Here is a 4,200-nt window from a genome sequence, read left to right on the forward strand (position 1 = left end):
CGTTAATAAAGCTATGTAAATTTAGGGCTAATTTTTATTGATAAACTCTTAATAAGCAGCACAACCATTTTATTGTGCTGCTAACTTTTAACGATATAGATAGCTCAGACCAATACCACTCCAAAACACGTTTTTTAAGGTTTGATCACCCACAAAACGCTCAGCGTTTTTATTAATTGCCATGGTGTAGCTAGTATATGCGTATACTTCAAGTTGCTTAATAACTTGATACGACACGTTAGCTGTAAGCTTAAGGTTGTTAATACCATTATGGCCATCACTTACATAACCTGCATTAAACCCTAGCCCCGTTTGAAAATCGATATTAACAGCTTCATTTATCTCGTAGCCTTTGTTTATCGCAAGCTCTATAAATGTGCCTTGAGAATCAAACGAATAATATGCGCTGCTAGTGAGCTGAAATTTATCATCGTAAAAATACGAAAAATCTAAGCTAACCTCATTGTCGTGATCATTAGAGGTATTTTCACGCGATCTTAAATGGTTGTAGCCAATAAATATATCAACGGTATTAAATAACTGAGTTGCGTAAATAGCATTTAAGTTAAACTCGGTATAATCGCTATCAACACCCGTTGCAACCCACGGAATAATAGCTATTTCATTATAATTGAATTCAGTTGCGATTGAGGCAATACCTTTACCCGCTAAATTGTCACGGCCCTCACTTACATATCGGCCTTCCCAAAGTGGATGCACATGAAAATCAAAACCGTCATCAACATAAGCCGTACTTGCCTCATCTAGCTTAATATTTCCGCCAACACCTAATTCAGGCTCAAGTACATGAACGTCTTGGGCCTGCACTTTAGCTAAAAGAGATGTACAAATAAGAGCTGCAAGCAAAGTACTCAATAACGTTTTATTCATTTATAGATACCTAAAGCCAAAATATATGCGCGTAAAAAATAGTCGCACATAGTATTTCGCAATATAAAAATAAGCTATCAGTATTTAATAATTTGAATTTAAAAGATCAGGAAATCTAGCATTCATACATTTTTTATTCGCCACAATTTAAGGGTACCAAATAAGTAAAATGACCCATAAATGCAGCAGATTATCGAGCTTATAATCCAAAATTGAATAGAATTCTGATGAACGATTTGGCTTGAAGTTAAAAAAGGAATGATTAAACCCGCAATACCTCGTATTAAATACACTGCGGTTATTAATACGAGTGCAGTTTTTAAAAATGGCAGTTTTAAAATGGCGCCTGCACCAGAGAGCGCATAAAAGCCCCAAATAGCAATAATAACTGAAATAGCTAAAGTTACATAAGTAGGATACATACTACCCTGCTCTGCCATTTGAGCCATTTGCTCACCAGCACCCAAAAGGCGATACCAGTCAGGCCCTACAAAAACACAGGCTACATGTAAAAGTGATGCTATAAAGCTTAAAATGCCTGCTGTAAATAATGTATTATTATTCATGTAATTATAATTTAATGACTCATGTAGGCAACAAAGCCAATTAATAGCACGTAAAAGCTAAACCCGAGCACACAAATTAAATAAACATTTTTAGCATTATTCGCCTTAAACGATACGTAATCGGTAATATCGCTTTTAAACTTACCAAAGGTAACTATTTTTAAAATAGTACAACCTGTTGAGTAAATTAAAAAACCTAAAATAGTCTCTACCATTAACCAAATAAACAGATCAAATGCAAAACTCATAACGTTCATCCAATAAACACTGTAAAAATAGCCTATCAAATATTTATTAGATTACAAACCTAGTACCATCATTAAGGTGTAACAGTAAATTTCGTTAAACCTATTAACTGACCTGATTCGGTGACTACTTTTACTTGCCACTTACCAACAGAGTCTTTAGGAAAGTTTACTTTGTGTGTCCACGCTCTATAACCTAGTTCTCTCCCACCGTTTATATTTAACGTGATCCGATCAACTTCTTTTTTATTATGAAGCCACACATGAAATATTTTTTCGTTTAAGCCTCTTGGTGCTTTAACAGCAGTCCAACTATATAAACCTTGATGGTGGAGCGTATAAGAATCTAAGTGTTTAATACTCCCTACTGGCTTTTTATGCTGTAAATCAACTTCATGAGCTAACGTAATATCGGTTAATCGCAGTGCTGCAGGAGGCACATAGCTTCTTAATTGCCACACTGCTGTGCTTAAAGCACATAAAATCAATACAAGAATAGGAAAACGCCACCAGCGAGCATTAGGCATTAAATTGTTTAAACTCGGAAGAGTAATCACTACAGCAGTTACAAGTGCGGCAGCTAAACTTTGGCTCGTTGTAAGGTTTAACAAAATAGGTAACGTAACAAGCAAAACAACAAATAAAGCAAAGTTATGAAACACGCTAAATAGCGTGCGGTTTCTAGCAAGTTTTTTATAATAAAAGGGATCGATAACCGATATAACTGCACACAAAGCAATAAGGGAAGTAAAAATTGCTTGAGGATGATCCCACTGCGTAACCGCTAAAAAAAATGGCAACGCAAAAAATAGGCTTTCTTGTTGCACCATTTGTAGCGCAAAACGCATTACATTAGGAGATACTGCCACACCAAACTTTTCTTCTACTTTATCACGAAGCCAATTATCAATAATTAGCCACAACCAACTAATAAGTAAAAATATTGCAATAAATTGCGAAAAAGACTCTTTTCTATCTACAAGTACAAAGCTAGCAACGCCCGACAAAAACGCCAACACAGCCAATAATCCAGGCCGCTTTTGCATCGCGCTTATAAATTTAGCGATTATATTTTTACAGTAATCCATGTATGAGTGTTTCCGTACGGGTACGTACTTTATTATTTTTATTCAGAGAATGATTAGTTTAACCAAGTTTAAATGAACAACAGATAGATGGATGGATTTAAACGCGCCATTTAACAGTACATCAAACTAACCATTTTTAATTAAATAAAAGCTCTGCATAGCGCGTCATTGGTACGTTTATTAATTTTTGTAACGCGTGAGCTTTTACCAGTAATTCATCCTCACTAAGTGCAGGCATTTTATTGTTAAAAGCGAACACAATTTTATTACCGCCTTCAATAATAAAACTAAGAATCTTTCCTGCAAATTCTTTCTCAAGTAGTTGATCAAACACTTCCCTCTGCCCAATTTTGGTATGGCAAATATTAAGTACTAAAACACCATCAAAAGTGAGCGCATTTTTACAATCACGTAAGTAGGATGATTGCACCTGATCTGTCTCCATCCCATCTGAGCTATATAAATCAGAAAAAATAACATCTGTTTTTATCTGCGTTTTATTCATGTAGTTTGCCGCATCATCAATATGAATAAACAAACGTTCTGACACGGGAACTTCAAAATATTTTATAGCCATATCAGCAACAGCTTTACGGTATTCAACGGTATGTATAGTCAGCGCAGGAAACGCATGATAAAGACTTTTTGCTATAGAGCCCGCCCCAAGCCCCATTATCATCGCGGTTTTTAAATTGGGTATAAAAAAAAGCGCAGCCATCATCGCTTGCGTATAAGCTAAGCTTAACCCGTTAATATTATTTAATTTAATACAGCTTTGATAAATTTTTCCGTCAAAGCTGAGAATAAGATTCTTTTTTGTTTGATATACATAAACAGGGCCATGCTCATCAATAGTTGATGCAATACAAGTGCCTTTGATATCCACGAATACTCAATAGGTGAGGTGATGAAAAACGATTATAACTTAGTTAATGCACTGGCATTGCCATTAATATGGTTTATAACGCTTTTATTAATTTACAAGCATTTATATACGTACTCAGAAAAGTCGGTTTATCATTTAGGTTAGATGAGCTGAAGTATCTGCCTTTATAGCTAATTAAAACTTTCCCAGTGATGACTCTTAGTACAAGCAACGACTTAACATACTAAAAATTTTGCTAAAGTACTGTTATAGCTATAAAAAACCCCTTTGAATATTCCTCATGTTCAACATGAATAAAGTGCACTCCAAAACAAGGGAAGTCTAAACGGCTAAGCATCCATCTTTTATTTATATCGATTTATGCCTTTTTCTCGTCAATTACTACTTAATCGAATTTAACAATAATGATTAATGAATATGACTCATGTTTTATGTGAAATTAAACCGTTTTTCTTCATATACCAATCAACGTATAAATTACTCATCCCTTAGCGCTAAACACTATTACTAACAACTTAAAGCTG

Annotated in this window: 6 protein-coding genes; 1 reads left to right on the forward strand and 5 read right to left on the reverse strand. The window is 34.8% G+C overall.

Annotation, left to right across the window (positions count from 1 at the left end):
• Window positions 1–87: 87 nt before the first annotated feature.
• From H5072_RS12925 to H5072_RS12945, 5 genes are all read right to left on the reverse strand, one after another.
• Window positions 88–891, reverse strand: coding sequence for a hypothetical protein (locus H5072_RS12925; RefSeq protein WP_182693743.1), 804 nt, complete (start codon window positions 889–891; stop codon window positions 88–90).
• Window positions 892–1,013: 122 nt separating this feature from the next.
• Entirely contained in the window at window positions 1,014–1,457 is a 444-nt protein-coding gene (locus H5072_RS12930; RefSeq protein ID WP_182693744.1) for a hypothetical protein, read from the reverse strand.
• Between the two features lie 11 nt (window positions 1,458–1,468).
• Window positions 1,469–1,705 (reverse strand): hypothetical protein, encoded by a 237-nt coding sequence (locus H5072_RS12935; RefSeq protein WP_182693745.1) that lies wholly within the window; start codon window positions 1,703–1,705, stop codon window positions 1,469–1,471.
• A 71-nt stretch (window positions 1,706–1,776) separates the two neighbouring features.
• On the reverse strand, window positions 1,777–2,790 hold the full coding sequence (locus H5072_RS12940) for a DUF5924 family protein (RefSeq protein WP_182693746.1): 1,014 nt from the start codon (window positions 2,788–2,790) through the stop codon (window positions 1,777–1,779).
• 136 nt (window positions 2,791–2,926) lie between these two features.
• Window positions 2,927–3,676, reverse strand: coding sequence for an ATP-binding protein (locus tag H5072_RS12945; protein ID WP_182693747.1), 750 nt, complete (start codon window positions 3,674–3,676; stop codon window positions 2,927–2,929).
• A gap of 21 nt (window positions 3,677–3,697) precedes the next feature.
• Here H5072_RS12945 and H5072_RS21205 point away from each other — a divergent pair, with 21 nt between their 5' ends.
• Window positions 3,698–3,820 carry a hypothetical protein gene (locus H5072_RS21205; RefSeq protein ID WP_259395943.1) on the forward strand — a complete coding sequence of 41 codons (123 nt, stop codon included), beginning with the start codon at window positions 3,698–3,700 and terminating at the stop codon, window positions 3,818–3,820.
• The last annotated feature ends 380 nt before the right edge of the window (window positions 3,821–4,200 follow it).

Source organism: Pseudoalteromonas sp. SR45-5, assembly GCF_014163565.1.
GTDB lineage: Bacteria > Pseudomonadota > Gammaproteobacteria > Enterobacterales > Alteromonadaceae > Pseudoalteromonas > Pseudoalteromonas distincta.